Source organism: Subtercola lobariae (genome assembly GCF_014640255.1).
GTDB lineage: Bacteria > Actinomycetota > Actinomycetes > Actinomycetales > Microbacteriaceae > Subtercola > Subtercola lobariae.
Genome location: NZ_BMGP01000003.1, coordinates 304,155 through 329,436 on the forward strand (window position 1 = coordinate 304,155; position 25,282 = coordinate 329,436).

Genomic DNA, 25,282 nt, shown 5'->3' on the forward strand with positions numbered 1-25,282 from the left:
GATTGCGCTCGAGTTGGCGCGCGGGCGGCTCTCAGGGTTGTAGGCGTGTGACCTGCCACGCGGAGTCGCCCGAAGCCTCGCGCGAGTAGACCAAGCGGTCGTGCAGGCGCGAACGGCGGCCCTTCCAGAACTCGACGCGCGACGGAACCAGGCGAAAACCGCCCCAGCCGTCGGGCCGCGGCACGCTTTCATTTTCGGGAAAAGTCGCCGCCACCTCGGCCATGCGCGACTCCAGCTCGCCACGTGAATCGATCGGCCGCGATTGTTCGCTCGCAATCGCCGCGATTTGCGATTTGTACGGCCTGCTCGCGAAATATGTATCGCTTGCTGTCGAACTCACCCGTTCGACCGTTCCGGTGATGATCACCTGGCGTTGCAACAAGTACCACGGAAAGAGCGCTGAGGCCACCGGATGCTCGGCCAGCGCCCGCCCCTTTCGCGAGTCGTAGTTCGTGTAGAACTCGAAGCCGCCCTCGTGCACTCCTCTGAGCAGAACCGTGCGGCTGCTCGGCACTCCATCACCATCGACCGTGCTGAGCACCATCGCGTTCGGCTCAGTCAGCTCGGCAGACTCGGCGTCGGCCAGCCACGACGCGAACTGCTCGAACGGATCGGCGGCCAGATCGGCTTCGTTGAGCGGTTCAGAACCGTAGTCGCGGTGTGTGATGAGTGAGTTCATGGCAGTGCCAACGCTACCTGCCTGGCGCTTCATCTGCAGCGCCCCGGCAGTCGAGTGTCTCCTTCTCCACTCGCCCCCTCCGCTCGCCCTCTCCACATGCCGTCACCTCACGAGCTTTTCCACAATGTCGCATCGATGCCAGCGTCACTGAGATGGCCCGAGCTACAGTCGAACCATGACAGCAAGCTCACTCACCGAGGCCCCCGCCGCGACCATCCCCACGGAGACCATCCCCACCGCGATCGCCCCCTCGCCCTTCACACTGCAATCGCCGCAGTTCTTGGTTCGCACCGAGAGCCCCCTCGGTCGCCTCGAACTCACCGCCGACACGGAGTCGATCCTCACGCTGCACATCGAGCGCGCGTTCTCGCTCCCGCACGACGACCTGCCCGAACGCTCGAATGCGGTGCTCGATGAAGCCGTCAGGCAGCTGAGCGAATACTTCGCCGGTGAGCGCACCGAGTTCGACCTTCCCCTCCGCATGGTGGGCACCGCGTTTCAGCGCGACATTTGGCAGCAGCTCCAGCGCGTCGGTTGGGGCGAGTACGTGTCGTACGGCGAGCTCGGTCTGGCGGCAGGGCGACCGGGCTCCGGTCGAGCGGTCGGTGGTGCGGTCGGCGCGAATCCCATACCCATCATTGTGGGCTGCCATCGTGTGCTCGCCTCGAACAACAAGATCACCGGCTACAGCGGCGGCAACGGCATTCCCACAAAAGTATGGTTGCTCGATCACGAAAGCATCGGCCACCTGTGAGCGCCAGCGCTCTCGTGATCGGAGACGACGGGAAGGCACGGTGCGCCTGGGCCGGCGATGACCCCGACTATCGGCCGTACCACGACAACGAGTGGGGAAAACCGCTCCACACCGACAGAGCGCTCTACGAAAAGGTCAGCCTCGAGGGTTTTCAGGCCGGCCTCTCGTGGATCACCATTCTGCGCCGCCGCGGCGAATTTCGTCGGGCGTTCGCGAACTTCGACATCGCCACTGTGGCCGCATTCGATGAGAATGATGTCGAACGCCTCGTTGTCGACGCCGCCATCATCAGACACCGCGGCAAAATCGAGGCGGCCATCAACAACGCGAAAGTCACGCAGAACCTCATCGCAGAGCGCGGCGACGGTGCACTGGATGCTCTGGTCTGGAGTTTCGAGCCCACCAAAAAACGGCCGCGCCCCCGAGGTTTCGGCGACTTCGTGGCGACCACACCCGAATCGGTAGCCCTCAGCAAAGAACTCCGCAGACTCGGCTTTAAATTCGTCGGGCCGACCACCATGTACGCGCTCATGCAGTCTGCGGGCCTCGTCGACGACCACGTAGAAGGCTGCTTCAGCGCTGTGCCGTAAGACGTTAGGCCGAGGCCAACTCAGACGGTCAGGGTGATTTCGGCGGGCGCCGTTCGCCCAAGCGCGAAACCGGCACCGCGCGCCCAGTCGACCGCGTCGTCGACGGTGTCGAAGTCGAGACCGGCTTCGAGTAACGCGCGCGTCAGCCGACCCTTAGCCGTTTTGTTGAAGTGGTTCAGCGCGCGAACTTCGCCGTCGGGGCCGACCGCGTTGACTCGGAGAAAGTACGAGTTCGGCCGAGCATCCACCGGCGATAGAGCGACGTAACCCTCTGAGCGAAAGTCGAGCAGGAGGCCGGGCTCGTCGGCCAGCGCCCGCGAACCGCCTGGTGCCCAGTGCTTCTTGAGCGCGAAACCGGGAACACGCGAGTCATGCGAGAGCCGATAGGCGGGAACGTGGTCGAGAGCGCCGATGGGCCCGAACAACGCCGACTGCACGATGAGGTGCTGCCCCGCGAATTGTCGCGCGGCGGGGGTGAGAGAGGGTGCATCGATCGCGTCGAAGAGCACGCCTGTGTACCGGTCGAGGGCCGGCATCGTCGGCGACAGCGTCAGCCGACGGTTGCGGCTGATCTCATCGTGCTGAGTGCGGCCGAGCTTCAGCGCCGCGATCGTCGCCTCGGGGTCACGCGCAAGCGTACGTACGGCACGAATGAGTTCGGCCCGACGCGGCCTCAGCTTCGCGAAGCGAAGAGAGGCCAGGTCGAGCCGAGCATCCACGCCGCCGTCTCGTTTTGTCTCAGACGGCGGTAGAACAATTAACAACGAAGCTGCATGAAGAGAAGTTAGGAGACGAGTTCTGCGGCGCGAGCCACGATCGTCACGCGATCGTTCTCGACTGACAGAAAGCCCTCGTCGGCCTGGGCCACGATGCGCTTGCCGTCGACGAGGGTGACGCGAACTTCACCCTCCGACAGAATGGCGAGCAGCGGCTCGTGACCGCGCAGAATACCGATCTCACCCTCGGTCGTCTTCGCGATCACCTGGCGCGCACCGCCCGACCACACTTCGTGGTTGGCGGCGACGACACTCACCTGCAGCGGCGCCTCACCCGAAACCTCGGCCACGGTTAGCCGTCTTCTTTCTGAATCTGAGCCCACTTCTCTTCAACGTCGTTGATGCCACCGACGTTGAAGAAGGCCTGCTCGGCCACGTGGTCGAAGTCACCGTTGGCGATGGCCGAGAACGACTCGATGGTGTCTTTCAGCGGAACAGTCGAACCCTCGACACCGGTGAACTTCTTCGCCATGTAAGTGTTCTGCGACAAGAACTGCTGAATACGACGAGCACGCGAAACGGTGATCTTGTCTTCTTCAGAGAGCTCGTCGACACCGAGAATCGCGATGATCTCCTGCAACTCTTTGTTCTTCTGCAGAATCGCCTTGATGCGAACAGCCGTGTTGTAGTGATCGGCACCCAAGTAGCGGGGGTCGAGGATGCGGCTGGTCGACGTCAGCGGGTCGACCGCGGGGTACAGACCCCGCGATGCGATCTCGCGCGAGAGCTCGGTGGTCGCATCGAGGTGAGCGAAGGTGGTCGCCGGAGCCGGGTCGGTGTAGTCGTCAGCAGGAACGTAGATGGCCTGCAGCGAGGTGATCGAGTGACCACGCGTCGAGGTGATGCGCTCTTGCAGAACACCCATCTCGTCGGCGAGGTTCGGCTGGTAACCCACGGCAGACGGCATGCGGCCGAGCAGCGTCGAAACCTCAGAACCGGCCTGGGTGAAGCGGAAGATGTTGTCGATGAAGAGCAGAACGTCTTGCTTCTGCACGTCACGGAAGTACTCCGCCATGGTCAGCGCCGAGAGGGCGACGCGAAGACGCGTTCCCGGCGGCTCGTCCATCTGGCCGAAGACAAGGGCGGTCTTGTCGAAGACACCCGCCTCTTCCATTTCGGCGATGAGGTCGTTGCCCTCACGGGTGCGCTCACCGACCCCCGCAAAGACCGACACACCACCGTGGTCTTGCGCAACGCGCTGAATCATCTCTTGGATCAGCACCGTCTTGCCCACGCCGGCGCCACCGAACAAGCCGATCTTGCCACCCTGCACATACGGGGTGAGCAGGTCGATGACCTTGATGCCGGTCTCGAACAGAGTCGTCTTCGACTCCAGCTGGTCGAACGCCGGCGGCTTGCGGTGAATCGGCCAGCGCTCGGTGATCTCGATCTTCTCACCGTTGATCGTGCCATCGGCGTCTGCGTTCAGCACCTCGCCGATGACGTTGAAGACCTTGCCCTTGGTAACGTCGCCGACGGGCACCGAGATCGGCGCTCCGGTGTCGGTAACCTCTTGACCGCGAACGAGACCGTCGGTCGGGTTCAAGGCGATGGCGCGAACCAAGTCGTCTCCGAGGTGCTGTGCAACCTCGAGCGTGATCTCGTGGCTCTCGCCGTCGATGGTGATCGTCGACTTCAGGGCCTGGTAGATGCCCGGAATCGCGTCGTGCGGAAACTCGATGTCGACGACCGGGCCGGTGACGCGAGCGATGCGGCCTACGCCTGCGACCTTCTCGTCGGCGGCAGCGGGCTCAGTGGCTGTTGCTGTCGGTGTCATTGCTTCTTTCCTTCTCTAGAAAAACTAAAACGTGAGGGCCGCGCGTTAGCGAGCCGGGGTCAGTGCGTCGGCGCCGCCGACGATCTCGGAGATCTGCTGTGTGATCTCTGACTGGCGGGCGTTGTTGGCAAGGCGGGTGTAGTCGCGAATGAGCTTGTCTGCGTTGTCGCTGGCCGACTTCATGGCCCGCTGACGCGCGGCATGTTCAGACGCCGAGCTCTGCAACATGGCGTTGAAGATGCGGCTTTCGATGTAAACCGGCAGCAGAGCATCCAGAACATCGCCGACCTCGGGCTCGAACTCATAGAGCGGCAGCACGTCGTGTTCACCCGGAACCTCCATCTCTTCAACCACTTCGAGGGGAAGCAGTCGAACGATCTCGGGTACCTGTGACACCATGCTCACGAAGCGGTTGTAGACGATGTGAATCTCATCGACGCCGCCCTCAGAAGCCTCTTTCACGAAGATCTCAACGAGCGCATCGCTGATCTCTTTCGCGGTTTCGAACGTGGGCTGGTCGGTGCCGCCCGTCCAGATCTTCTCGGCCGCGCGCTTGCGAAACGAGAAGTAGGCGGCAGCCTTGCGACCGACGAGAAAGTAGACGACCTCTTTGCCTTCGCTGCGCAGCAAAGTGGTCAGCTGCTCTGACTCTTTAAGCACGCTCGAGCTGAAGGCACCAGCCAGGCCGCGGTCAGATGCGAACACAACGACAAGCGCGCGCTCGACCTTTTCGGGCTCGGTCGTCAGAATGTGGTCGACGTTCGAGTAGGTCGCCACGGCCGACACCGCGCGGGTGACCGCACGCGCATACGGCGAGGATGCCGCGACCCGCGCCTGCGCCTTCTGAATACGCGAGGCGGAGATCAACTCCATCGCTCTCGTGATCTTCTTGGTCGTCTGGGCAGACTTGATCTTCTGCCGGTAGACCCTCAGCTGTGCGGCCATGAGATCTCCCTAAACCGAGCCGTCACCGGCTCGGCGCCGATGAGCAAAAAGCCGCACTGCGCCTTTTTACTAAGCATCATCGACGCCCTTTGACGATCTTCTCTTGGTTGACGTCTTCTTTGGCCGAGGCGTCGAACTTCTCGCTGCCCACCGAAGCGAGCGGCTTGCCCTCACCCGTCTGGAACTCGAGTTTGAACTTGTCGACGCCCTCTTCGAGCTGCGCAGTGATCTCGTCAGAGAGCACGTTCGTGTCGCGCAGCTTGGTCAGCACGTCGGTGTTGCGACCGAAGTAGTCGAGCAACTCGTGCTCGAAACGCAGAATGTCTTCGACCGGAACCTCGTCGAGCTTGCCGTTCGTGCCGGCCCAGATCGAAACGACCTGGTTCTCGACGGGGTACGGCGAGTACTGCGGCTGCTTGAGCAACTCGGTCAGGCGCGCACCACGGGCGAGCTGGCGACGAGATGCCGCATCGAGGTCTGAGGCGAACATCGCGAACGCCTCGAGCGAGCGGTACTGAGCCAGTTCGAGCTTCAGGGTGCCGGAGACCTTCTTGATGCTCTTCACCTGAGCGTCGCCACCGACTCGCGACACCGAGATACCGACATCGACAGCGGGGCGCTGGTTGGCGTTGAACAGGTCGGACTGCAAGAAGATCTGGCCGTCGGTGATCGAGATCACGTTGGTCGGGATGTACGCCGAGACGTCATTGGCCTTGGTCTCGATGATGGGGAGCCCCGTCATCGAACCGGCACCGAGCTCGTCAGAGAGCTTGGCACAACGCTCGAGCAGACGGGAGTGCAAGTAGAACACGTCACCGGGGTACGCCTCACGTCCTGGCGGGCGGCGCAGCAGCAGCGACACAGCGCGGTATGCCTCGGCCTGCTTCGACAGGTCGTCGAAGATGATCAGAACGTGCTTGCTGTCGTACATCCAGTGCTGGCCGATAGCCGAGCCGGTGTAGGGAGCGAGGTATTTGAAGCCGGCCGGGTCGGATGCCGGGCTTGCGACGATGGTCGTGTACTCCATAGCCCCGGCGTCTTCGAGAGCACCCTTCACCGAAGCGATGGTGGAGCCCTTCTGACCGATGGCCACGTAGATGCAGCGCACCTGCTTGTTGGTGTCGCCCGACTCCCAGTTCGCCTTCTGGTTGATGATGGTGTCGATCGCGATAGCGGTCTTGCCGGTCTGGCGGTCACCGATGATCAGCTGGCGCTGGCCCCGGCCGATGGGAATCATGGCGTCGATGGCCTTGATACCCGTTTGCATGGGCTCGTGCACGCTCTTGCGGCTCATGACGCCGGGCGCCTGCAGCTCGAGAGCACGACGCTCGGTGGTGACGATCTCGCCGAGGCCGTCGATGGGGTTGCCCAGCGGGTCGACCACACGGCCGAGGTACGCGTCGCCGACGGGAACAGAGAGCACCTCGCCGGTGCGCTTCACCTCCATGCCTTCGACGATGCCGGAGAACTCACCGAGAACGATGACACCGATCTCGTCTTGCTCGAGGTTCTGGGCGAGACCCAGAGTGCCGTCGGCGAAGGTGATGAGCTCGTTCGCCATGACGCCGGGCAGGCCCTGAACGTGGGCGATGCCGTCTGCGGCGTCGATGACGTAGCCGACCTCGACAGCGCTTGCGGCGGTGGGTTCGTACGACTTCACGAAATCTTGAAGCGCGTTACGGATCTCGTCGGGGCTGATCGTTAGTTCTGCCATTGCCAATCCTTTGATGTGTTTTTCTAAGTATGCGTGTGGGCGGGAGGCTTCGGGCGGGTGTGCCCGGCTAAACCTTCCGCACTGTTATGCGGTGAGCTTCTGCCGAAGGTCGTTCAGGCGCGATTCGATACTGCCGTCAATGACGTCACCGCCGATCTGCACCCGGAGCCCGCCGAGCACTGATGCGTCGACGACTTGGTTGATGGTCAGCTCGCGGCCATAGGTGCGGCCTAGAGCCACGCGCAATCGGTCGAGTTGTGCGGGCGCAATCGGTGTGGCGCTCGTCACGGTGGCGATCGACTGGTTCTTCGTGTCTGCCACGATCGTCGCCGCAGTGTTCAGCAGCTCTTCGATACGCCGGCCGCGAGGCTGGAGCACGAGGTGCCTCACGATGACCACGGTCTGCTCTGACGCCCTGCCGTGCAGCAGGGCGTTGATCAGCGCCACCTTCGCTTCGGGTGCACCGAAGCTCGAGCTGACCGCCAATTCGAGACCGGAGTCAGACGACACGGCCTCGCCGAACTCGAACAGTTCGCTTTCGATCGACAGGTCGGCCGGAGCGCTCGTTGCGATGACCCGCAGAGCCACTTCTTCGATGCCACTCAGCAGATCATCCGTGCTCGACCAGGTCGCCGACGCAATGGTTGTCAGCAGCGACAACGCGTCAGTACTGAGGTCGTCGCCGAAGACCCGCCTGATGAGGGCCGATTTTTCGGCCTGCTCGGTGGCGGGGTCGCTCAGCAAACCGCGAAACTGCGGTGATGCGCCGATGATGCGGCCGGCGGCGAAAAGGTCTTCACCGGTCGACAGCGTCAACGCACCAGGCGCAACGGCCGCGATGGCCGCTTTCGACGAAGCCAGGGCTTCTCTGCTTGCACTACCCATGCCTACGACGACACCGCCCCAGTGGATGACTCGGCCGCGCCAGCAGCAGAGGCCGTCTCACTCGCTTCGAGGTCGGCGAGAAAGCGGTCGACGATGGCAGCGGAGCGCTTGTCGTCGGTCAGGCTCTCGCCGATGACGCCGGATGCGAGGTCGATCGCAAGCGATCCGACCTCTGAGCGCAACGACACGACAGCGGCCTGGCGTTCGGCTTCGATCTGTGATTGTGCCGTCGCCTGAATGCGGGCAGCCTCACTCGACGCCTGCTCTTTGAGCTCGGCGAGAATGCGTTGACCGTCAGCACGAGCCTGTTCGCGAATGGAACCGGCCTCGACACGAGCATCCGCCAGCTGAGCGGTGTACTGCTCGAGCAGCGCGTCGGCCTCTTTCTGCGCGATGTCGGCCTTCTCGATGTTGCCTTCGATGGCCTCGCCTCGCTCGTCGAGCAGCTTCTTCATGCGTGGCAGAACCAGGCGCCAGAAGAACACCAGCAAGACGATGAAGCACACGAACCCCCAGACCAGGTCTGGGGTCTCGGGAAGAATCGGGTTGTGGGTCGCTTCTGCAGCGAGAACCGTTGTGTTCACTGAATTGAACATCGTGCCTCCTTTCTAAACTCGAGGGTTTCGTCAGGGAGGGTTTAGGTGAAGATGAAGCCGACGGCGATACCGATGAACGCAAGCGCCTCGGTGAACGCGATACCGATGTACATCAGCACCTGAAGACGGCCGGCCAGCTCAGGCTGGCGTGCAACGCCCTCAATGGTCTTGCCGACGACGATGCCGACGCCGATGGCCGGGCCGATGGCTGCGAGGCCATAGCCGACGGTTGCGATGTTGCCGCTCAGCTCCGCAAGAGTCGAAATGTCTGCCACGAGTGTTTCCTTCCGTTGGGGCTGTACGAGCGGATGCCCGCCAGCCTTCGTTTGTGGGTGGTGCTTAGGTGTGGTGCTGGGGAGTGCCTAGGATTCTGCAGTCTCAGTGTTCATCGGCCAGCGCGAGCTGGATGTAGACGCCCGTCAGCAGAGCGAAGACGTACGCCTGCAGAACCGCGACCAGAATCTCGAACAGCGTGAAGACGAAACCGAAAGCGAGACTGCCGATGCTGAGCAGCGACCACCAGCCCCCGGCGGTGAACAAGAAGAACGAGGTCGCCGAAAAGAACAGCACCAGCAGGAGGTGACCGACGACCATGTTCATGAGCAGTCGGAGCGTCAGCGTGATGGGGCGAAGAATGAACGTCGAAACGAGTTCGATGGGCGCCACGATGATGTAGAGGAACCACGGCACACCTGGGGGGAACAACGCGTTGCGGAAGAACGCGGCGGGGTGCTTGCGCACACCGGCGTAGATGAAGCAGATGTACGAAACCGCTGCCAGCACGATCGGCACGCCGATCACCGAGGTGCCGGCGATGTTCAAGACCGGAATGATGCCTGTGAGGTTGAAGAACAGGATCATGAAGAACATGGTCGTGAGAATCGGCAGGAAGCGCCGGCCGTCTTTCTTGCCCAGCAGGTCTTCGGCGATGTTGACTCGAACGAAGTCGAGCCCCATCTCGACGAGACTCTGGAAACGGCCCGGAACGATTTTCATCTTTCGCGTGCCGAGCCAGAAGATGAGCACGATCGCCAGCAGCGCAATGATGCGGATGATCATGATGCGGTTCATCGCGAAGGGGGTGCCCGCGAACAACAACACATCGGGAAAAAATTCATTGATGGAGGGACCCGTAAAGCCACCTTCATCGGTTGCTAACGGGGCTAGCAGGTTTACAGCGTTAGATATCAGCGCTTTCTCCTGTTTCGGGCGTGGAGCTCAGCTCTCGCGTCTACGAATAATGGGGGGTGCTGCAGACCAGGCTTGGCAACCAAAAACTCATGAACTGTAGCTTCATTGTTACAGGTGACCAGCCGCGGGCAGCGGAACTTACAACCAAACCCTATCAAGGTTTTGGGCCTGAGAACTAATCGCGTTCGCCTGTTTTAGGCCGATTTGGGCCATTTTCGGGGTCAATTTCGACATTCGGTAGAACTTGCTGCGCATTCGGCAGCTCGACGTCGCTCACATACGGCAAACGAGTGCGCGCAACGACGACTACATCGACAACCAGAGTCAGGATCACGCCGATGATCAGAAAGCCGAAGAGCACGTATTTGTTGATGAATGGTTGATTGCGAAGCAGTAGGGCGACCACGATGAACAGAACGAACTTGATGATCCACGAGCCGAGCACGATGGCGAAGAATGTCGCGGTGAACAGCGGCGAGGCATACGAGCGGTTCGCGATGAGAATGCTGCCGGCCGTGATGCCGAGAAAGACGAAGGCCATTGCGGCCCCGATGACCGCGCTCAGCACCCCGACCCAGGAGTCGACGAAGTAGCCCACGACTCCCCCGACGATGATGAGCGCGACAGTCAGCACGGCGGCGAACTTCAGTGCCTTGGTGAGCACAGGGGTCGAGCTGAGCGTGGGGGCCTTGGCGAGTGACACGGGTTCAGACATCCTTTTCGTCGCTGGCCTCGTCGAGCGGGTCGAGGCCGGCACCTTCTGTTGAGATCATGCTCTGCGCGGGTGCGAGCTGCACCGTGGCTTCGAGCGCCTTGCGCCTCGTGAGCGGCGCGAGGGTGAGAACGGTGCAGATGACCACGCCCACGCCGAGAAACACGAACGCCAGCCAGTACGGATTCAACACGAAGAACAGCAGGCAGCCGATCGAGATCACGGCAGTCCAACCATAGAAGATCAGCACGGCGTGAAGCTGAGAATGGCCCATATCGAGCAGCCGATGGTGCAGATGCTTACGATCGGCGCTGAACGGGCTCTTGCCTGCCCGCAGACGCCGAATCACTGCAAGGCTGAAGTCGAGCAGCGGTAGCACGAGAATGGCGAACGGCAGCAGAATCGGGATGAACGCGGGCAGCAACTGCGAACGACCCAGTGGTGTCGGGTCGATCTGCCCGGTCACCGCGATGGCGCTCGTGGCCATCAGAAGCCCCACGAGCATCGAACCGGCATCACCCATGAACAGTTTCGCCGGGTGCCAGTTGAGCGGCAGAAAGCCGATGCATGCCCCGATGAGCACGGCGGTGATGAGCGAGGCGAGGTTGAAGTAGTCGGTGGGGCTGGTGAGCTTCGTGAGCATGTAGCTGTAGAAGAAGAACACGCTGTTGGCGATGATCGCGACGCCGGCCACCAGGCCGTCGAGCCCGTCGATGAAGTTGATGGCGTTCATTACGAGCACGATGGCGAGCACGGTGATGAACAGCGACATACCGCTCGAACCGATGGTGCGGCCGCCGATGGGCAGCGAAACGATCTGCACACCCTGCCAGGCGAGCAGCAGCGCGGCGATGATCTGACCGGCGAGTTTGGTAACCCAGTCGAGATCCCAGATGTCGTCGGCCACGCCGAGCACCACCACGATGAAGGCCGCGCCCAGAATCGCCAGAATCGGGCCTGGGTTCATGAAGACGAGGCTGAACCAGCTGATCTGCGAGGCTATGCCCGTGGCGAAGAGTATGCCGAGAAACATGGCAACACCGCCGAGCCTCGGCGTGGGCCTCGTGTGCACATCGCGTTCGCGAATCTTCGGGTAGAGCCGGTACTTCATGCTCAGCCGATAGACCACAATCGCCAGAACGAAGGTGACGACGGCCGAAAGCGCCCCGATGAGGAGGTAGAAGCGCACGCTAGGCCGACTCGTCGGCCGGCGGGGCAGCGGATGCCGCGGGCGGCTCGGGTGCGGCCGGCGGCTCAAGTGCGGCGGGTGCCGCCGGATCGGGTGCGACGGGTGCCGCCGGATCGACGAGCGCGTCGCCGATGACCTCGCGCAGCTGCGCCTCGGTGATGACTCCGTGCCTGATGATGCTGACGCGCTCGGGGTCGGTCGCGTCGACGATTGTCGAGGCGAGGCCGGCGGGAGCGGTCTCGGGCGCGGACGACTGCAGGTACACGGCGACACTTTCGCCGAGCATCCGTTCGGCCTCTTCGGCGTTCAGAGCGGCAGGCTGACCCGTGAGATTCGCGCTCGAGACGGCGAGCGGGCCGGTTTCGGCGAGCAACTCGAGGGCGAGCGGGTCTGCGGGCATGCGAAGGGCGACGGTGCCGTCGGTCTCGCCGAGATCCCACATCAGTGATGAGCGGGCGGGCACCACGATGGTGAGGCCGCCGGGCCAGAACGCTTCGGCGAGCGAGCGAACCGCGTCGCTGACGTTCTCGGCCAGGGCGTCGAGCGTCCGCAGGTTCGGAATCAGCACTGGCGGCGGTGATTGCCGCGTGCGGCCCTTCGCGTCGAGCAGTCGTTGCACGGCGTCGGCGCTGAACGCGTCAGCCGCGAGCCCGTAAACGGTGTCGGTGGGTATCACGACGAGCTCACCGCGGCCGATCGCCGCCCGGGAGAGCCGCATTCCGGCGAGGAGTTCGGCCGGAACCGTGCAGTCATAGATGGCAGCCATATCGCTGACTATGATAGCTTGCGCGGCCTGCGCGCTCCTGCGCCCGCGCCGCATCCCCATCCGCACCCACCGCGCCTGGGTCGACCGAGCGCGATGTTAGCGGCCGAGAGCGACCGCCGCGCCGGCTCATCTCGTCCGCAATGGTCGCACCGGCAGCCCTGCGCCCAGGAGCAGCGGGCGAAACCTCGCGGGATTGTGTAGTTCGTCGGTCGTCCAGCGCGCGAACCGAAACCCTTCGGCCCGAAGGTGATCCTCGCGAATTTTCTCCTCGACGACCGCTTCACCCGGCGACATCCGGCCGAGGTATTCCGTCTTCAGGTACTTCCCGCGGCCGTCGAGTTCTCCGATGAGTCGATATTCCGGCCACTCGAAGTCGGTGAAGTAGTTGCCGCCCCTCGGGTTGCGATGTTCCGTTTGCAACGCTGGCGGCGGAAATCCAAGCGCGTGCATGAGTACCCGAGCGTAGGACTCTCCCCCGTTGGCGGCTTGTCCGTCTGTGAATTGTACGGCCTGGATGGCCTTCGCCCGGCCGCGCGATGTTGACAAGATGGCAAGTTCGTCGAGCAGCGCTTCACGCTGCTGCGCGAGATGATCGCCGACGCGCTTGCGGTTGAGCGCCTCGTCGAGCGCGATGACGGACTGCGCAAACGGCATCACTCGTGCGAGGTCGAGGAGGGTTCGGCGATAGTCGGTGACGAGAAATCCGTTACGTTCGACGACGCGGTCTGTCGAGCCTCGATGAACCTTCACGCCCTCTGAGCGGGTGGGCCCGGCAACCTGATCGACGATGAGATGCACCGTATCGGGCCAGCCGCCCCAGCGGTCGCATCCCCAGATGGCCGCGGCAGATTCGAACGCGAGCACTGGCCTGGTGCGTCGAGTGCGCACTACCGCGTCGATTCGAGTTCGGTAGCGCCCGCGGCTGTCGAGGCATGACCACTCGTCAGCGCGCGCGTAGGCCCCTCGGCGCACCCTGACAAGGGTGCCGGCGTCAGCCGCTCGCCTCAGAGCGCGGTCGCTCTCGCCGACTCGCACTCGGTCGCGAACGAGGAGAAGTGGGGCTGACGTGTGCATGCCTCATGGTTTCGGATGCTCGGCTCCCGATTTGCGCCTGCGAGCTCATTTGTGGATAACTTCGCCGTGTGCAGAGTGGGGAGGGCGGGATGCACGTGGCTTCCGACGCTGGGGCGGGCCCAACAGCGACCGTTTCGGCCGAGATGAGCCGAAGAGGCGGTCGCGCTCGTCCGCTTCAGTCGCGTTCGCCGAGAATGTCGCGGTCGCGCATGGGGCGGGGCGGGGCGAGGTGAGGTGGGGGCTCGAGGGCGATTGGGGTCCGGGCGGACGTGGGCGGGCGCGAGATGCGGGGTTAGCGGAGGGCCGTGGTGGCGCGGTCGCGGCCGGTGAGGTCGCGGTGGGTCGAGGTGGCGGTCCATCCGTCGGCGGTGAGGAGGGAACGGATGGCCGCGCCTTGGAGTTCGCCGTGCTCGATGACGAGGGTTCCGCCCGGGCGGGTGAGGCGCAGCGCCGTGCGCGAGACCTCACGAATGACGTCGAGGCCGTCGGGGCCGCCGTAGAGGGCGTGTTCGGGGTCGAAGAGCCGCACTTCGGGGTCGCGCGGGATGGCTCGGTCGGGAATGTAGGGCGGGTTCGAGATGACGACCGAGACGAGACCGTCGAGTTCTGGCAGGGCCACAGCCAAGTCGATGAAAACGAGGCGGGCGTTACGGGCATCCACTGATCGGAAGTTCTGCTTCGCCCAGATGAAGGCGGCCGTCGAGTTCTCGACAGCGACCACCCGGGCATGCGGCACTTCGGTGGCTAGTGACAAGGCGATGGCGCCGCTGCCGGTGCCGAGATCGACCGCGATCGGTGATTCTGAGGCATCTGCGCGAAGCGAGTCGATGGCAAGGCCGGCCACGAATTCAGTCTCGGGGCGAGGCACGAAGACACCGGGCCCGACCGCAAGCTCGAGCGTACGAAAGCCCGTCACGCCTGTGATGTGCTGCAGCGGTTCGCGGGCCGCGCGGCGTTCGACTGCTTCGGTGATGGCGACGGCGTCTTCGACCGTGACCGGCGCATCGGTGATGGTCAGCGACTGCACGCGACCTCGCGTTGCGCCCAGCACGTGGCCGATCAGCAGCTCGGCGTCGACATCGGGGGTCGGCACGCCGGCGCGCGCCAGAATCTGCACCGATCGCTCGAGCAGCACTCGCACGGTGAGAGGCCGATCTGTCTGGATGACGCTCACGACGCCCTCGAGAATCGCCGCACGGGCATTTCGATGGCCTGAGCGAAAGGCGCGAGCATCCGGTGCATCATTGCCACTACTCGGCCGAGGTGCCCAGCTCGGCGAGCCGCGCCTCTTCGTCGGCCGCGATGCACGACTCGACGACGGGCTCGAGTGCGCCGTTCATGACGGCGTCGAGGTTGTAGGCCTTGTACCCGGTGCGATGGTCGGCGATGCGATTCTCGGGAAAGTTGTAAGTGCGGATGCGCTCCGAGCGGTCCATGGTGCGAATCTGGCTCTTACGCACGGCGCTGGCCGCCTCATCGATCTCTTCCTGCTGCTTCGCGAGCACCCGGGCACGCAGCACGCGCATGCCGGCCTCACGGTTCTGCAGCTGGCTCTTCTCGTTCTGCATCGCCACCACGATGCCGGTGGGAAGGTGGGTGATGCGCACCGCAGAGTCTGTCGTGTTGACAGACTGGCCACCGGGGCCTGACGAACGGTAGACGTCGATCTTGAGATCGTTCGGGCTGATCTCCACCTCTTCGGGCTCGTCGACCTCGGGGTAGACGAGGACGCCGGCGGCGGAGGTGTGGATGCGCCCCTGCGACTCGGTGGCGGGAACACGTTGAACGCGGTGAACCCCGCCCTCGTACTTCAGGTGCGCCCAAACACCCTCAGCGGGGTCGGTCGACTTGCCCTTGATGCCGAGCTGAACATCTTTGATGCCGCCGAGATCTGATGAGGTCTGCTCGATGATCTCGGTCTTCCACTTCTTGCTCTCTGCGTAGTGCAGGTACATGCGAAGCAGGTCGGCCGCGAACAGCGCGCTCTCAGCGCCGCCCTCCCCCATCTTGATCTCCATGATGACGTCACGGCCATCGTTGGGGTCACGGGGAATGAGCAAGCGCCGCAGCTTCTCGGTCGACGCTTCGAGTTCTTCGGCCATGCCGGGCAGCTCGGCCGCGAACGACTCGTCTTCGGCCGCCATCTCGGTGGCCGCGGCGACGTCATCGGTCAGCTGCTGCCACTCGCGCCAAGCCGCGATGATGCGGCTGAGCTCGGCGTAACGACGGTTGACCTTTTTGGATCGAGCAGGATCCGAGTGAAGCGCTGGATCAGCGAGCTGCTCTTGCAGCTCGTCATGCTCGATCAGCAAGGTTTCTACTGATTCGAACATAACTGCCTAATCCTCTTTGTGACCGTTGTGGTTTGTGTGCGACGCGGTGTGCCCGTTGGTGGCGGCTGTCGCCGGCATCGACTTCTGCACCTGCATCAAGAACTCCACGTTGCTCGTGGTGTCTTTGAGGCGGCCGAGCACGATCTCGAGCGCCTGCTGCTGGTCGAGCCCGGCGAGGGCGCGGCGCAGTTTCCAGGTGATTTTCGTCTCGTCGACGCCCATCAGCAGTTCTTCGCGGCGGGTGCCCGACGCGTTCACGTCGACGGCGGGGAAGATGCGCTTGTCGGCGAGCTGACGCGAGAGACGCAGCTCCATGTTGCCGGTGCCCTTGAACTCCTCGAAGATCACCTCGTCCATTTTCGAGCCGGTCTCGACGAGAGCCGAAGCGATGATGGTCAGCGATCCGCCGTTCTCGATGTTGCGGGCCGCGCCGAAGAAACGCTTCGGCGGGTACAGAGCCGCAGCATCCACACCACCCGAGAGGATGCGCCCGCTCGGCGGGGCGGCCAGGTTGTAGGCGCGGCCCAGGCGGGTGATCGAATCGAGCAGCACGACTACGTCGTGGCCCAGCTCGACGAGGCGCTTCGCACGCTCGATGGCGAGCTCGGCGACCGTGGTGTGGTCTTCGGCGGGGCGGTCGAAGGTCGAGGCGATGACCTCGCCCTTCACCGTGCGCTGCATGTCGGTGACCTCTTCAGGGCGCTCGTCGACCAGCACCACCATGAGGTGAACCTCAGGGTTGTTGGTCGAGATCGCGTTGGCGATCTGCTGCATGACGATGGTCTTGCCGGCCTTGGGGGGCGCGACGATCAGGCCGCGCTGGCCCTTGCCAATGGGCGAGACGAGGTCGATGATGCGCTGGGTCAGCTTGCCTGGCTCGGTTTCGAGGCGCAGACGCTCCTGCGGGTACAGCGGCGTCAGCTTCGAGAACTCCACGCGGTTCGCGGCCTCGTCGACGGGCAGGCCGTTGATCGACTCGACCTTGACGATGGCGTTGTACTTCTGGCGGCCGTTGTTGTCTCCCTCGCGCGGCTGGCGAATGGAGCCGACAACGGCGTCACCCTTGCGCAAGTTGTACTTCTTGACCTGGCCGAGCGACACGTACACGTCGCTGTTGCCGGGCAGGTAGCCGCTGGTGCGCACGAAAGCGTAGTTGTCGAGAATGTCGAGGATGCCCGCGACCGGAATCAGCACGTCGTCTTCGCTGATCTCGGGCTCGAGGTCGTCGCCCTGGCCCTGGCCGCGACGCTTGCGATCGCGGTAACGGTTGCGCGCGCTGCGGTCATTGCGGTCGTTCGGGTTCTGCGACTGGTTGCGGTCGCCGTCACGCCCGTTCAGCTCGTCGAGTTGCTGCTCATCGAAGCTCGCCTCGTCGTTGCGGTCGTTCTGGCGATCGTTGCGGTCATTGCGCTGGTTGCGCTGGTTGGTGTTGCCGCGGTTGTTCTGGTCGCGGCCGTTTTGGCGGTCGGCGTTCTGGTTGCCCTGGGCGCGGTCGTTCTGGTTGCCCGCGTTCTGGCTGCCGGTGTTCGCGGCGTTCTGGTTGCCCGCGTTCTGGTTGCCCGCGTTCTGGTTACCACCGGCCGCGTTGCCGTTCTGGCGGTCGGCGTTACGCTCGCGGCGGTTGCGGTTTCGGCCGCCTTGGCGACCCTCGCCTTGCTCGCGGTCGTTCTGGCCGGCGTCGTTCTGCGAACCGTCGTACTGCCCGGCACTGTCGGCAGCACCGTTCGGCTCGGCGTCTGCATCGGCACCCCGGCTGCCCGAGTCATCGCTTTCACCCACGATCGGCAGGTTCGGCAGAATCGAGTCGGTGCGCGAAGCGCCTCCATCGGCAGAATCACGTGCGGCCTGCGCGGCACGCTGAGCACGGGTCAGGCGCGGTGTGCGCACTTGGCGTTCAGCCCGAACACCCTCGGTACGGTTCTCGCCGTCACCTGAATTGGATGCTCGGCCGCCCGAAATCGCCGCATCGAGCACAGCGTCGAGCGCGCTCGTATCAATCGCGGACTCGTCTGAAGCGACGCTACCCACCTCGTTCGCGGCGGCAGCATCGGGAACGAGTGTCGCGTGCTCGGGCGCGCCGGCGTTCACGTGCCCTGTGGCCGTGACGCGCCCGGCACGCGAGCCGCGGCCGTTACCGCGCGTGGGTGCGGTCGAAGGAGTGCTGTCGGCGTTGTCTGAGGCTTCAGGTCCCGCAGCATCTGGCTCTGAAGCGTCGGTGCCGCCCGCGGGGTCAAGCGACGCGATCGCGGATTGCGCCGGCGCGCTCGTCGGTTCGCTCGACGTCACTCGGCGAGACGCACGACGGCGCGGTGCCACAGCGGCGTCGGGCACGGGCGCGGCGGATGCAGCTGCAGCAGCTGCGGCAGATTCGGTCTCGGGAGCCGCGAACGTCGCGGTGACCTCGGGGCCGGAGGTGGCGTCGGCAGCAACCATGCCGCCGCCGCCGTCGGCGGTGGCAGGCTGAGCGCCCTGGATGGCCGCGACGAGCTCGCCCTTGCGGAGTTTGGAGGCGCCGGCGATGCCGAGCGCCGCTGCCAGAGTCTGAAGCTCCGAAACGCGGAGGGTCGACAGATCGGCGGTGGATTCCACGCTCGGAGCGTGGAGATTGGTGTCAGTCACTAAAGTGATTTTCCTTCCTCTGCCGTCTTATGAGTTGCGGCAAAAGGGCTGTACGCGCCTGAATACGTCGGCGGAGGCCACGAGTCGTGGCTCCACGGCACTGCAAGCGTCAGCGGTAATGTGGAGGATGTGCAATCGGTAGTCAGATGAACATGGCCGCCCTGCCGCATGGCTGGTTGGGCCGTTGAGCTGTTGGGCTGTGAATCTGTGCGGCGCTTGAGATCTACGCGGCTTCGACCGGGTGCGCTATCACTGTAGCACCTTTGAAGTCGACTGCCAGTACGAGCGAATCCCACGGTGTTTCGGCGTGTTCGGCCACTAATTCGGCCGCGGCGAGGCGCTGCCCCGGGTCGCTGCAGAGCACGAGAATGCTGGGCCCGGCACCCGAGACGACGGCCGGAAAACCCGCTGCACGAAGCAGACTGATCAGCCGGTCGGTTTCGGGCATAGCGGCAGCACGATAGCTCTGGTGCAGCTTGTCTTCGGTGGCGGCGAACAGCAGCTCAGGGCTCTGAATGAGCGCGGCGATCAACAGCGTCGAACGTGACACGTTGAAGATGGCGTCTTCGTGCGGCACGGTCGCCGGCTGCAGGCTGCGCGCTAGGGCCGTCGACATGGTGGCCTTCGGCACGAGCACCAGCGGCGAGACCCCGCGGTGCACCATCAGCTTCTTGAACTGCGGGCCTTCTGGCGTGACCCAGGCAATGGTGAGGCCGCCGAAGAGGGCGGGCGCCACGTTGTCGGGATGCCCTTCGAGCTCTGTCGCGAGAGCGAGTAGCCCCAACGCGTCGATCTCGACCACGCCCTCGAGCAGACCCTTCGCGGCCATGATGCCGCTCACGATGGCGGCCCCGGAGGATCCGAGCCCGCGGCCGTGCGGAATGGAGTTGCGCGCAATGAGGTCGAGCCCCGGCAGGGGCTGGTTGTACGCCGCAAAAGTGTGCGCGATCGAACGCACGACGAGGTTGGAGTCGTCGGTGGGCACTTCGCCCTCGCCGACACCCCGAACATCTACGCTCGCCCCCGGCGCGTCACGCACGGTGACAGTGAGCTCGTCGTACAGCGAGAGTGAGAGGCCGAGGGTGTCGAAGCCGGGGCCGAGGTTCGCGCTGGTGGCCGGCACGCGAACGGTCACCGAGCGACCGGTGAGCTCAGTCGAGCTCACGCGGTTGCCTTGGAGAGACCGAGCACACCCGCGATCTCGGGCACATCGACAGGAACCACGGTGGGCGTGATGTCGCTGCCGTCGGCCGTGCGGAGGGCCCACTGCGGGTCTTTCAAGCCGTGGCCGGTGACCGTGAGCACAATGGTGGCGCCCTTCGGAATGGCGCCGGCCTCTGAGCGCTCGAGCAGGCCCGCGACGCTGATGGCCGATGCCGGCTCGACGAAGATGCCTACTTCGGCCGAGAGAATGCGGTGCGCCTCGAGAATGAGATCGTCGGTGATGGCGCCGAAGTAGCCGTCGCTCTTCTCGCGGGCTTCGGTTGCGAAGCTCCACGAGGCGGGGTTGCCGATGCGAATGGCGCTGGCGATGGTCTCGGGGTGCTTCACCACGTGTCCGAGCACGATGGGTGCTGCGCCCGCGGCCTGAAAACCGAACATACGCGGCAGTTTCGTGGTGGCGCCGCGCTCGAGCTCTTCGCTGTAGCCGCGGAAGTAGGCGGTGTAGTTGCCCGCATTGCCCACCGGCAGAATGTGAAAGTCGGGCGCATCCTGAAGCACCTCGACCACCTCGAAGGCGGCGGTCTTCTGGCCCGCGATGCGGTCGGGGTTCACCGAGTTCACCAGGTGCACCGGGTAGTTCGCGGCGAGTTCGCGGGCGATGTCGAGGCAGTCGTCGAAGTTGCCCTCGACCTGCAGCAGCTCGGCGTTGTGCGCGATGGCCTGGCTGAGCTTGCCCATGGCGATCTTGCCCTCGGGCACGAGAACCGCCGCGGTGATGCCGGCGTGTGCCGCATACGCGGCCGCCGAGGCTGACGTGTTGCCGGTCGAAGCACAGATGACGGCCTTCGCCCCGTGTTCGACGGCTTTCGAAATGGCCATGGTCATGCCGCGGTCTTTGAACGAGCCCGTGGGGTTCATGCCCTCGAACTTGATCCAGATGTTCGCGCCCGTGCGCGCAGAGAGCGCCGGCGCCGCGATCAGCGGAGTGCCACCCTCACCGAGCGTGATGATGGGTGTTGCGTCGGTGACGTCGAGGCGGTCTTTGTACTCGTGCAGCACGCCCTTCCATTGGCGAGACACAATACGGGCACTTTCGGCGGCCATCAGGCTCCTTCTACTCTCATTACAGACGTCACGCTGGCGACAGCGGCGTGTTGGGCGAGCGCATCGACGGTGGCTGACAGCGCCGCCTCGGTCGACTCGTGCGTGACAATGACTAGGGTAGCGGTGCTCATCGACTCGCTACTCATCGACACAGCCCGTGAGCCGGCCGACTGCTGAACGGCCTCGACCGAGACTCCGTTCTCGCTGAAGACGTTCGCGATGCGCGCGAGCACACCGGGCTCGTCGGCCACTTCGAGGGTGATCTGGTAGCGCGTGTGCACCTTGCCGATGCCGAGAATCGGCAGGTGCGCGGTGAACGACTCGGCCACCCCAGGGCCCCCGGCGACATGCCGGCGTGCTGCTGAAACGAGGTCGCCGAGAACTGCGGATGCCGTCTCCAACCCACCGGCGCCGGCGCCGTAGAACATCAGATCGCCCGCAGCCTCGGCTTCGACGAACACCGCGTTCTTCGCCCCGTGCACGGCGGCCAGCGGATGAAGCCGCGACACCAACGCCGGGTGCACTCGCGCCGAAATACCCTCGGCACCTGTGACCGGGTCGGTGACGCGCTCGCAGATCGCGAGCAGCTTCACCACATACCCCGAGCGCCGGGCCTGTTCGACCTGCTCGGCGGTCACCCCGGTGATGCCTTCGCGGTAGACCGACTCAACAGGAACGGCGGAGTGGAACGCGAGCCGCGCCAAAATCGCGGCCTTCTGCGCCGCGTCGAACCCTCCGATATCTGCGGTGGGGTCAGACTCGGCGTACCCGAGGTCGGTTGCCAGTGCGAGTGCCTCGTCGAGCGTGTCGCCGTTCACATCCATGCGGTCGAGAATGTAGTTCGTGGTGCCGTTGACGATGCCCAAGATGCGTTTGACACGGTCGCCGGCCAGACTGTCGCGAAGCGGGCGGATGATCGGAATCGCTCCCCCGGCCGCGGCCTCGTAGTACAGCTGAGCACCGACCTGCTCGGCGGCCTCGAACAGCTCGGGCCCGTGCAGCGCCAGCAGCGCCTTGTTGCCCGTCACCACGTCGGCGCCGGAGTGCAGCGCCTGCAAGATGTAGGTTCGGGCCGGTTCGATGCCGCCCATCAGCTCGATCACGATGTCGGCCGAGAGAATCAGCGATTCGGCGTCGGTCGTCAGCAGGCTGCGGTCGATGTTCGCGGTTCGGTCGGCGTCGACATCACGCACGGCGATGCCAATGAGCTCGAGCCCCGCGCCGACGCGCGAAGCGAGTTCGTCGCCGTGCTCGTCAAGCAGCTGCGCCACTTGGGCGCCCACGTTGCCGGCGCCGAGCAGCGCGATTTTGAGGTTGCGGTATTCGATCATGATGCTTTCTGCGAATCGGGGCTGCTCGCGGCGGTGTTGTTCGTGTCGTGGTCGCCCGCGGTCTGCGCCTTGCGGGTACCGCGACCGATGCCCGGGTCGCGCGCGAGCAGGTCGTCGATGGTCTCGCCGCGCACGATGACGCGAGCAGCGCCATCGTTCACCGCCACGACGGCGGGGCGACCCAGATAGTTGTAATTGCTCGACAGCGACCAGCAGTAGGCCCCCGTCGCAGGCACCGCGAGAGTGTCGCCGGGCTGCACATCGCCCGGTAGATAGTCGGCGTACACGACGATGTCGCCACTTTCGCAGTGCTTGCCGGCCACTCGAATGAGGGCGGCACGGGCATCCGTCACCCGGTTGGCGATGCGCACCGAGTAATCAGCGCCGTAGAGCGCAGGGCGTGCGTTGTCGCTCATGCCGCCGTCGACGCTCACGTAGGTGCGAACCGCGCTGGAGCCGTCGTCGAGGCCGACCGAGACGGGCTTCACCGTGCCGACTTCGTAGAGCGTCACCGCGCTCGGGCCGATGATGACGCGGCCCGGTTCGAACGCGAGATGCGGCACAGGAATCTGGAGCCGCGCACACTCGGCGGCCACAATGTCGGCGAGCTGCCGGGCGAGCACCGCGATGGCGGTGGGGTCGTCAGCCGTCGTGTACGCGATGCCGAACCCGCCGCCGAGGTTGAGTTCGGCGATCTCGCCGCCCGCCCGCAGTTCGGCGTGCACGGCGAGCAACCGCGCGGCAGACTCTGAGAACCCATCGGCGCCGAAGATCTGCGAGCCGATGTGGCAGTGCAGCCCCAGAAACTCCAGGCTGGCGTGCGACCGGATGCTCGAGACCAAGGTCGGAGCGTCATCGAGCGTGATTCCGAACTTCTGATCTTCGTGTGCTGTCGCCAGAAAGTCGTGGGTGTGGGCATGCACCCCGCTATTCACCCGCAGGCGCACCTTCTGCACCCGCCCGTGACGCCGGGCGGCAGCAGCCACGCGCTCCACCTCGACGGGGCTGTCGATGACAATGGCGCCGACGCCGTTTTCGACCGCGTTGTCGATCTCGGCGAGCGACTTGTTGTTGCCGTGGTAGCCGATGCGAGCGGGGTCGACCCCGGCGGCCAGGGCGACGGCGAATTCGCCCGCGCTACAGACGTCGACGGCGAGGCCCTCGCCGGTCATCCATTCGGCCACAGCGGCGCATAAGAACGCTTTGCCCGCGTAATAGATGGTGACGTCGGTGCCGATTCGCGCGAACTCGCGGTCGAAGGCGTCGCGCAGGTCACGGGCGCGGGCGCGGGCATCGGCCTCGTCGACGACGTAGAGCGGGGTGCCGAACTGCGCCGTGAGGGCAGAGGCAGTGACGCCGCCGAGGGTGAGCTCGCCGCCAGCGGCGCGGGTGGCGTTACTCGGCCACACAGCGGGCGCGAGCTCGTTGGCGTCGTCGGGCACGACAAGCCACGAGGGAGCGAGAGGGTTGGCAGTCATCAGGAAAAACCTTTGGCGATCGAGCGACACCCTACGGCAGGGCGCGCGTCAGGTGTGGGCGAGCGAACCCGGATTGGTCCCTGAAGCCGTCAAACCCCGCGCCGGTGCAGAGGGGGACTGCGCGTGGGATTGAGAAAATCCTAGCGGAGTTCGCCGCAGAGCACATTTTCGCTTCGTCACAATTGAGAATGCCTCTACACTTAATCGAGTAATCATCGAGACTGGAGACAACATGCCGACGCGTTCCCGAACCGCCCTCACTACGGCCGCGGCCGCCCTTATGCTCGCCCTGCCCTTCGCGCTCTTCGGCTGCTCGGCGGGCACCGCTACCATCAGCTCTGGCGACTTCGCGAAGCAGGTGACGACATTGCTCGAGAAGCAGGTGGGTCAGACGCCGACGGTCGACTGCGGGTCTGCTGCCATTCCGCTGGTGAACGGCACCGTTGTGCACTGCGACATCAGTTCGGCTACCGACCCGACGACGATCTACGACTCCACGTCGACCATCAGCAACGTCAACGGCGGCGACTTTCACATCGACACGAAGGTGGCCGATCAGCCGAAGTCGTAGAGCCGAACCTCGCGCACGGGTGCTTGCCTGGCGCCTGGCGCCTGCCTGGCGCTTGGATGCCTGGCTGCCTGTCGGCCTGCCTGGCGCCTGCCTGCCTGCCTGTAGTTGCCCGGTCAGCCAGCCCGCTCGCTCTCAGTCGCAGCTGCCCGTGGTCTTCAACGCGTCTTCGCTCAGCGTGATGTTCGTCGCCTCTGCGGTCACCGTCACCTGCCCATTCGTGGGTGCGATCGACGTGATCTGCACTCCCGCGGGCAGATACTGGGCCACGCAAATGGAGATGGGTTTCGACACGACTGCCTTCAAGGCTCCGCTGACGTCGAACGAGGCTGAGCCCGCGGAGAGTTGTGCTCCGGTAGGCGTCAGCAGAACATCCGGGCCCTGCGGCGCCGCCGTGGCTGTGGCGTCGTACCCGAGCGTCAGCCCGAAGACCTGAAACTGGCCCGAGTAGCCCACCGTTCCGTCGCCCAGAGTGATTTCATTCGACCCCGGAATGCTCAGAAACGAGTTCAGCGCTGCCTGATCGAGCGTCAGGCTAGCGGATGCCCGGGGCACCCGCTTCGACGTATCGGTCGACACATCGTGGGCGACCACTTGCACCTCGGCCGGAACGCCATTGACCTGCAGATTCTTGCTCGTGAGGGTTACCTGGCTGAAAGTACCCGTGGCGTACTGCAGCAGAAACGGGCCGCCGCCGATGCTCACATCGACGTCACCCGTGACACTCGCCGGCAGATTGTCGATGACCGCCTGGCGAACGCGGCCTTCGGCGTAGGCGCGCACTCCGAAGTCGGCTACGACCAGAATCACCGCCAGCAGCACGACAGCGCCGACGACGATAGCGATCACTCGGCCCCGATTGTGCCCAGCGGGCTTGTTCGGCGCCGCGCCAGCGGCCAATGACGGCCCCGGCGTTCTGGCCGATGACGCCGGTGGCGGAGCGGGAATTGCCATACGGGCAGCCTACATAATCCCTCTTGCTGCCGCCGGGTTGGGCCGCTCCTACGCGTGCCGGTCAGGGCGACCGGCGTCGGCGA

Annotated in this window: 25 protein-coding genes; 3 read left to right on the forward strand and 22 right to left on the reverse strand. The window is 64.6% G+C overall.

Annotated elements, in window-relative coordinates:
- Nucleotides 1-31: 31 nt before the first annotated feature.
- Nucleotides 32-679: a pyridoxamine 5'-phosphate oxidase gene (pdxH, locus tag IEX24_RS09400; RefSeq protein ID WP_188677299.1), complete on the reverse strand. Its 648-nt coding sequence runs from the start codon at nt 677-679 to the stop codon at nt 32-34.
- Nucleotides 680-854: 175 nt separating this feature from the next.
- Here pdxH and IEX24_RS09405 point away from each other — a divergent pair, with 175 nt between their 5' ends.
- Together IEX24_RS09405 and IEX24_RS09410 are read left to right on the forward strand one after the other, a co-directional pair.
- Nucleotides 855-1,433: a methylated-DNA--[protein]-cysteine S-methyltransferase gene (locus IEX24_RS09405; protein WP_188677303.1), complete on the forward strand. Its 579-nt coding sequence runs from the start codon at nt 855-857 to the stop codon at nt 1,431-1,433.
- Entirely contained in the window at nt 1,397-2,023 is a 627-nt protein-coding gene (locus IEX24_RS09410) for a DNA-3-methyladenine glycosylase I (protein ID WP_188677304.1), read from the forward strand. Before IEX24_RS09405 ends, IEX24_RS09410 begins: the two co-directional genes overlap by 37 nt.
- Before the next feature lie 20 nt (nt 2,024-2,043).
- Here IEX24_RS09410 and IEX24_RS09415 read toward each other — a convergent pair whose 3' ends face one another.
- From IEX24_RS09415 to lysA, 20 genes are all read right to left on the reverse strand, one after another.
- Nucleotides 2,044-2,787 carry a YaaA family protein gene (locus tag IEX24_RS09415; protein WP_188677306.1) on the reverse strand — a complete coding sequence of 248 codons (744 nt, stop codon included), beginning with the start codon at nt 2,785-2,787 and terminating at the stop codon, nt 2,044-2,046.
- A 20-nt stretch (nt 2,788-2,807) separates the two neighbouring features.
- On the reverse strand, nt 2,808-3,089 hold the full coding sequence (locus IEX24_RS09420) for a F0F1 ATP synthase subunit epsilon (RefSeq protein WP_188677308.1): 282 nt from the start codon (nt 3,087-3,089) through the stop codon (nt 2,808-2,810).
- A 2-nt stretch (nt 3,090-3,091) separates the two neighbouring features.
- On the reverse strand, nt 3,092-4,576 hold the full coding sequence (gene atpD / locus IEX24_RS09425) for a F0F1 ATP synthase subunit beta (protein WP_188677310.1): 1,485 nt from the start codon (nt 4,574-4,576) through the stop codon (nt 3,092-3,094).
- Between the two features lie 45 nt (nt 4,577-4,621).
- A complete protein-coding gene (locus IEX24_RS09430; protein WP_188677314.1) occupies nt 4,622-5,521 on the reverse strand; it encodes a F0F1 ATP synthase subunit gamma in 900 nt (299 codons plus the stop codon).
- Nucleotides 5,522-5,597: 76 nt separating this feature from the next.
- A complete protein-coding gene (gene atpA / locus IEX24_RS09435) occupies nt 5,598-7,235 on the reverse strand; it encodes a F0F1 ATP synthase subunit alpha (protein ID WP_188677316.1) in 1,638 nt (545 codons plus the stop codon).
- 84 nt (nt 7,236-7,319) lie between these two features.
- Complete coding sequence (locus tag IEX24_RS09440) at nt 7,320-8,120, reverse strand: F0F1 ATP synthase subunit delta (protein WP_188677318.1); 801 nt, start codon at nt 8,118-8,120, stop codon at nt 7,320-7,322.
- Between the two features lie 2 nt (nt 8,121-8,122).
- Nucleotides 8,123-8,716, reverse strand: coding sequence for a F0F1 ATP synthase subunit B (locus IEX24_RS09445; RefSeq protein WP_188677319.1), 594 nt, complete (start codon nt 8,714-8,716; stop codon nt 8,123-8,125).
- Between the two features lie 41 nt (nt 8,717-8,757).
- Nucleotides 8,758-8,982 carry a F0F1 ATP synthase subunit C gene (gene atpE, locus IEX24_RS09450; protein ID WP_229715247.1) on the reverse strand — a complete coding sequence of 75 codons (225 nt, stop codon included), beginning with the start codon at nt 8,980-8,982 and terminating at the stop codon, nt 8,758-8,760.
- 112 nt (nt 8,983-9,094) lie between these two features.
- Complete coding sequence (atpB, locus tag IEX24_RS09455; RefSeq protein ID WP_229715206.1) at nt 9,095-9,787, reverse strand: F0F1 ATP synthase subunit A; 693 nt, start codon at nt 9,785-9,787, stop codon at nt 9,095-9,097.
- Between the two features lie 295 nt (nt 9,788-10,082).
- Complete coding sequence (locus tag IEX24_RS09460) at nt 10,083-10,610, reverse strand: Cg1360 family ATP-synthase-associated protein (protein WP_188677323.1); 528 nt, start codon at nt 10,608-10,610, stop codon at nt 10,083-10,085.
- 4 nt (nt 10,611-10,614) lie between these two features.
- Nucleotides 10,615-11,808 (reverse strand): MraY family glycosyltransferase, encoded by a 1,194-nt coding sequence (locus IEX24_RS09465; RefSeq protein ID WP_229715207.1) that lies wholly within the window; start codon nt 11,806-11,808, stop codon nt 10,615-10,617.
- A gap of 1 nt (nt 11,809) precedes the next feature.
- Nucleotides 11,810-12,574 (reverse strand): L-threonylcarbamoyladenylate synthase, encoded by a 765-nt coding sequence (locus IEX24_RS09470; RefSeq protein WP_188677326.1) that lies wholly within the window; start codon nt 12,572-12,574, stop codon nt 11,810-11,812.
- 126 nt (nt 12,575-12,700) lie between these two features.
- Complete coding sequence (locus tag IEX24_RS09475; RefSeq protein WP_188677331.1) at nt 12,701-13,648, reverse strand: hypothetical protein; 948 nt, start codon at nt 13,646-13,648, stop codon at nt 12,701-12,703.
- A gap of 292 nt (nt 13,649-13,940) precedes the next feature.
- Nucleotides 13,941-14,813, reverse strand: a complete 873-nt coding sequence (gene prmC, locus IEX24_RS09480; RefSeq protein ID WP_188678167.1) for a peptide chain release factor N(5)-glutamine methyltransferase — start codon at nt 14,811-14,813, stop codon at nt 13,941-13,943.
- An 85-nt stretch (nt 14,814-14,898) separates the two neighbouring features.
- Nucleotides 14,899-15,981 (reverse strand): peptide chain release factor 1, encoded by a 1,083-nt coding sequence (gene prfA, locus IEX24_RS09485; protein WP_188677333.1) that lies wholly within the window; start codon nt 15,979-15,981, stop codon nt 14,899-14,901.
- A 6-nt stretch (nt 15,982-15,987) separates the two neighbouring features.
- Entirely contained in the window at nt 15,988-18,600 is a 2,613-nt protein-coding gene (rho, locus tag IEX24_RS09490) for a transcription termination factor Rho (RefSeq protein WP_188677335.1), read from the reverse strand.
- A gap of 223 nt (nt 18,601-18,823) precedes the next feature.
- Nucleotides 18,824-19,765: a homoserine kinase gene (gene thrB, locus IEX24_RS09495; protein WP_188677338.1), complete on the reverse strand. Its 942-nt coding sequence runs from the start codon at nt 19,763-19,765 to the stop codon at nt 18,824-18,826.
- Nucleotides 19,762-20,868 (reverse strand): threonine synthase, encoded by a 1,107-nt coding sequence (gene thrC / locus IEX24_RS09500; protein WP_239082797.1) that lies wholly within the window; start codon nt 20,866-20,868, stop codon nt 19,762-19,764. The genes thrB and thrC overlap by 4 nt, the downstream gene beginning before the upstream one ends.
- Nucleotides 20,868-22,199 (reverse strand): homoserine dehydrogenase, encoded by a 1,332-nt coding sequence (locus IEX24_RS09505; RefSeq protein WP_188677341.1) that lies wholly within the window; start codon nt 22,197-22,199, stop codon nt 20,868-20,870. Before IEX24_RS09505 ends, thrC begins: the two co-directional genes overlap by 1 nt.
- A complete protein-coding gene (gene lysA / locus IEX24_RS09510) occupies nt 22,196-23,677 on the reverse strand; it encodes a diaminopimelate decarboxylase (RefSeq protein ID WP_188677344.1) in 1,482 nt (493 codons plus the stop codon). The genes IEX24_RS09505 and lysA overlap by 4 nt, the downstream gene beginning before the upstream one ends.
- A gap of 232 nt (nt 23,678-23,909) precedes the next feature.
- On the opposite strand from lysA, the gene IEX24_RS09515 reads away from it, so the two are divergent.
- Nucleotides 23,910-24,248: a hypothetical protein gene (locus IEX24_RS09515; RefSeq protein ID WP_188677347.1), complete on the forward strand. Its 339-nt coding sequence runs from the start codon at nt 23,910-23,912 to the stop codon at nt 24,246-24,248.
- Between the two features lie 132 nt (nt 24,249-24,380).
- Here the strand turns inward: IEX24_RS09515 and IEX24_RS09520 are convergent, their stop codons facing one another.
- Nucleotides 24,381-25,199 carry an LmeA family phospholipid-binding protein gene (locus IEX24_RS09520; protein WP_188677349.1) on the reverse strand — a complete coding sequence of 273 codons (819 nt, stop codon included), beginning with the start codon at nt 25,197-25,199 and terminating at the stop codon, nt 24,381-24,383.
- Nucleotides 25,200-25,282: the final 83 nt, after the last annotated feature.